This window comes from Deinococcus apachensis DSM 19763 (assembly GCF_000381345.1).
Lineage (GTDB): Bacteria > Deinococcota > Deinococci > Deinococcales > Deinococcaceae > Deinococcus > Deinococcus apachensis.
Genome location: NZ_KB906439.1, coordinates 1 through 3805, shown reverse-complemented (window position 1 = coordinate 3805; position 3805 = coordinate 1). Strand labels below are relative to the sequence as shown.

Below are 3805 nucleotides of genomic sequence, written 5' to 3'. Positions count from 1 at the left end.
CCCCGCCCCGGTCGAGATCGGCGAGCACCGCCCGCGCGTAGGCGCTCAATCCCTGCGGCACCTCTCCAGAGGGGCGCAGGCCCTCTGCTTGCCTCTGTGCTGGCCGGGGATGGTCCTCTGCCGTCGAGGGGGCACCTTGACCCACACCGGCTCCCGCTGGCCCGCTGTGGGCTGTCAGGACAGCCGGGCGGCTCCGGTCCTGCCAGGTCATCACCTGTGCCAGCAGCTCCCCGCGTTCCTCGGCGGTCATGGCGCGGAACCATGCTTGAACCTCGGCCCCAGCACGTACCCGATGGACCTCGGACGTTACACCCGACCCAAGGCGGGGCATGGGGCGTAAGTTCTCCAGACTGCGGGGATTCACTGGCATGGGCTCAGGTTACCTGATCGGTCGTAACGCCCGATTCTTCCATCTGAAAGAGGTTCACACTAATGTGTCGTAGTGTTAAATCGGGCGTAACGGTCCATTTTGTAAAATGTCTCAGGAGCCAGAAACCCTTCCTGTGTGAACAGCTCCCAACCCCCGCACACGTTCAACACAGGCAAAAACTACCCCCCGGCCTTCACAGGTGGGGGTTCTTCATGGAGGAACACCGATGAACACGCAAGGAATGCCGTCACCGTGGCAGGTGACGCTGCGGGAGTACGCGGAGCTTTATCACTTGCCCGTCGAGACGGTCAGGACGTGGGTCAAGCGTGGCCGCTTCCTGTTCGTGGACACGTTCAAGGGGCAGCAGTATGTGGGCGTGTTCGACCAGCCGGTGCCGGGTCAACGGCGATACGGGCCGCGCTACGCCTCCCGCCGCGTCCTGGGCTAACTCTCGGTCACAGCTGGTCACGCCAGACGCTCACCGGGGCGAAGCCTCACCGAGCACGCGACCACCGGGAGAGTGCGAAGGTGACTGCCTCTGCGCCCGTGCGTGCCGAACCTCGCCGGAGCAAGGCGCTTGCGGCTTGCGACTCACGGGGAGTTTGACTCCGCTCTTGTCCCGGCGTGGCGTCGCTCGGACCTGCGTCGCTTCGCTATCCTCGGTCCTCGCTCCGAGCGCTACGCGCTGCCGTGTGAGCGAGCGTAACCAGCTGGTCTTCTGTGCGTGCCGTGCCTGCCTTGCGTGCGAACGTACCTGTCCTCGCTCAGGGTCTGCGCGTAAGAATACGGGCGAATCCCGCACACGCGACAAGTGTTCCGCATCACATTTCAGGTAGATTCAGGTAGACTTTCGAGGCTGATCGCGCAGGAATTGAACCACCCAGCGCGTGTGCATGGCAGGTTTTCAAGCTCTTTCCGCGCTCCGTCACCTTCGACGCCGCATAAGGCCGAACGGGTCAGGCCACGTCCAGTTCCCCGGCTCGCACGCGCTCCAACTCTGCATGTGCGCGGTCCTTCAGCTTTTGTAAGCAAGGGCCGAGCTCATCAAGGTTCCACTGGAACTCCCGACTACACGTGCCGATCTCAGCGTGAATCTGCTCTAGGCGCTCCCACAGGCCAATGAGCGCATCCCCGTCCACCGTGGCTCTCGCACTCGCCTCTTCCCAGACATCGTGCAGCAGCTTGTCCAGTGGCTCAATCAACCTCAGAGGCATGGTCCGCATCAACGTACCGCCGAACTTGGCACCCAACTGTTACACGGCTACGGCTGAGGTCAGGCAGCTCGCAGCCGCGCCGCCAGGACCGCGCCAGGGTTACGCTACGGACACCCTCCCACAGACCGACAGCTGGCTTAAGCAGCGCCAGGGCGAGAGCGTGCGAGCCCAGCTGGTCTCAGTGTAATATGGGGCGTAACTCATTCCGTTCAGAGAGCTAACCCACGCGCAAGCGAGGGTGTTTATAGTCATGCTCCCGATGGGACTGCGCCTTATTAGTTCTTGGCCTTTAGGCTAAAACTAAAAAACCACCACTTGAATTTTGACCCTTACAACTCCCTCGGCACGCCAATCTCATACATTCTCTGATTGCGTCATAGCATGAAGCCCCTGGGTCCGATTCCTTTATATCGGGGCAAACCAAGTCCGCACAACGGCTTATTGCTCCAATCTGGCACCCGATGCATTTTCCACTGGGTAAATCCGGTAAGCCTCCCTGATCATTCAAACGGAATAAAACTGTAATTTTTTTATTGATTACTACCTTTCCAAGGATATGGTCGCCCATTGGCATACGTTCGACGGCAAATCCGGCAATCTCCAGAGGCTCTAAATCAGACATATTTCTAAGACCCCTTTCTGGATTGGGAAGGTGATATATCTTACTGAACTTTTACGTGAGAAATAGAATTGGCTATTACCCGTGTGTTGCGAGACAATTCTGTTGGAGCCGTAGAGAATTACAGCGCTGAAATAGTTGGCAGGCTCAACCGACAGGGTGGTGCAGAATGGCATCAAACCGAACGCAGTCGGGTTGCCAGGAGCGCCCCCGGAGACCGTATACCGGGCCACTCCACCAGATCAGCGGCGAGGCGCGACAGCTGTGCGGCGAGTCCCTGCAGACCGGGCCGACCTTCCACCTCGTCCTCCCAGGCCTGCCAGATCAGCGAGCAGTACCACCGACGGCTGTGCAGATCGCCCAGGGCGTGAGCGAGAGCCGACGCCATGCGCCCTACCAGCCCCGGACGCTGTGACGGGTGGACGTGCGCCAGCTCGCCCAGGCGGTAGATCACCTCCCGCACCGTGCGCGGCTCAGCCTCAGCGCCGGTCATGTCCGAACTGGATGCAACGGGGGTAAAAGCCGCGTCAGGAGCAACGGCAGCCCGTAGGACGGCCCTGTATCGCTCCCCCTCACTGGCCTCTGCGGTTTGTAGTTCGGACATGACCCGGGCCGCGCCCCGCTTGCCCTCCACATCAGCCGCGAATGTGGGCCGCCATGCGTGCTTCCAGTCCTCCGCTCGCAAGCGAGGGGCAGTGTCCCCAGGTTTGACCTTCACAGCCCACAGCGTGCCGTCGTAGAGCGAGCGCAGGCCCACCCGGGAGGCGTGACCACCCGCGTCGAGCACCCCGGCCTGCTCCAGCTCCCCAGCCAGCCGCCGGAGGTGTCGGTCGGTGTAGCCGGTTAGCCCCGCCACCATGAGGGCCGGGACGTGGAACGTCACCGAGTCGGGCAGGAGCCGGTAGGCCCGCTCCCGGGCCACGTCGAGGGCCAGCCGGTGCAGGACCAGGAACACACGACGGGCGCCGGGGCTCAGGCGCAGCTCGGCCAGGACCGGCTCAGGCTCATAAGAGGCCCACGAAGGCCCCACCGCGGACTCGGCAGGGGTGGACACCCGCACTACCGGCACGGGCGGCTCAGTGGGCCGGACAGCGGGTGGCGGCACAGCAGGAAGGCCCGCACCACCGAGAACGGCAGCACGGGCACGGGCAAGGACTTCAACGAGTCGAGGGGATTGTGGGTTCAAGGGGTATACATGCCTTCCCCAGGGCGCGTACACTGAGCTTGCTAGGGCTGGGGCGTGTACGCGTCCCGGTTTTTCTTTTGTCTGGACCGTACCACGCCTCACAGCTGCACGCCACTGGGCAGCGCGGTATCTGCCCTTCCACCAGCGAACAAGTCTTTTAAACTGTGTGACAGTGAGCCAGACAGAAGCACCACACGAAAAACAGATGATATCCGTCACGGCCAGTATTTATGGGTCGGGTCCTTTCTGGTGGAACTTCTCCCAAGGAGAGTTTTGGGATCCTGAGGACCCACACCTGAAAATAAGTTTCTGCATTGATGGAAGAAATCCAGAGAGGAGGGTTGTTTCTGAGGTTTTGAAGCGTCTACCTGTCGAAGACAACCCATTTATATTTTTTGAGGCGGGAAGATGGCTGG

At 61.4% G+C, this 3805-nt stretch carries 5 protein-coding genes; 2 read left to right on the top strand and 3 right to left on the bottom strand.

Annotated features, from left to right (window positions below):
* A partial coding sequence (locus F784_RS26510; RefSeq protein WP_211211930.1) for a hypothetical protein occupies nt 1-250 on the bottom strand: 250 nt, incomplete at its 3' end.
* Nucleotides 251-596: 346 nt separating this feature from the next.
* Between F784_RS26510 and F784_RS0121900 the strand changes: the two genes are divergently transcribed.
* Complete coding sequence (locus F784_RS0121900; RefSeq protein WP_019588839.1) at nt 597-818, top strand: hypothetical protein; 222 nt, start codon at nt 597-599, stop codon at nt 816-818.
* A gap of 508 nt (nt 819-1326) precedes the next feature.
* Here F784_RS0121900 and F784_RS0121895 read toward each other — a convergent pair.
* Together F784_RS0121895 and F784_RS0121890 are read right to left on the bottom strand one after the other, a co-directional pair.
* Nucleotides 1327-1620: a hypothetical protein gene (locus tag F784_RS0121895; protein WP_157465447.1), complete on the bottom strand. Its 294-nt coding sequence runs from the start codon at nt 1618-1620 to the stop codon at nt 1327-1329.
* A gap of 758 nt (nt 1621-2378) precedes the next feature.
* A complete protein-coding gene (locus F784_RS0121890) occupies nt 2379-3272 on the bottom strand; it encodes a hypothetical protein (protein WP_019588837.1) in 894 nt (297 codons plus the stop codon).
* A gap of 289 nt (nt 3273-3561) precedes the next feature.
* On the opposite strand from F784_RS0121890, the gene F784_RS26935 reads away from it, so the two are divergent.
* A partial coding sequence (locus tag F784_RS26935; protein ID WP_211211929.1) for a hypothetical protein occupies nt 3562-3805 on the top strand: 244 nt, incomplete at its 3' end.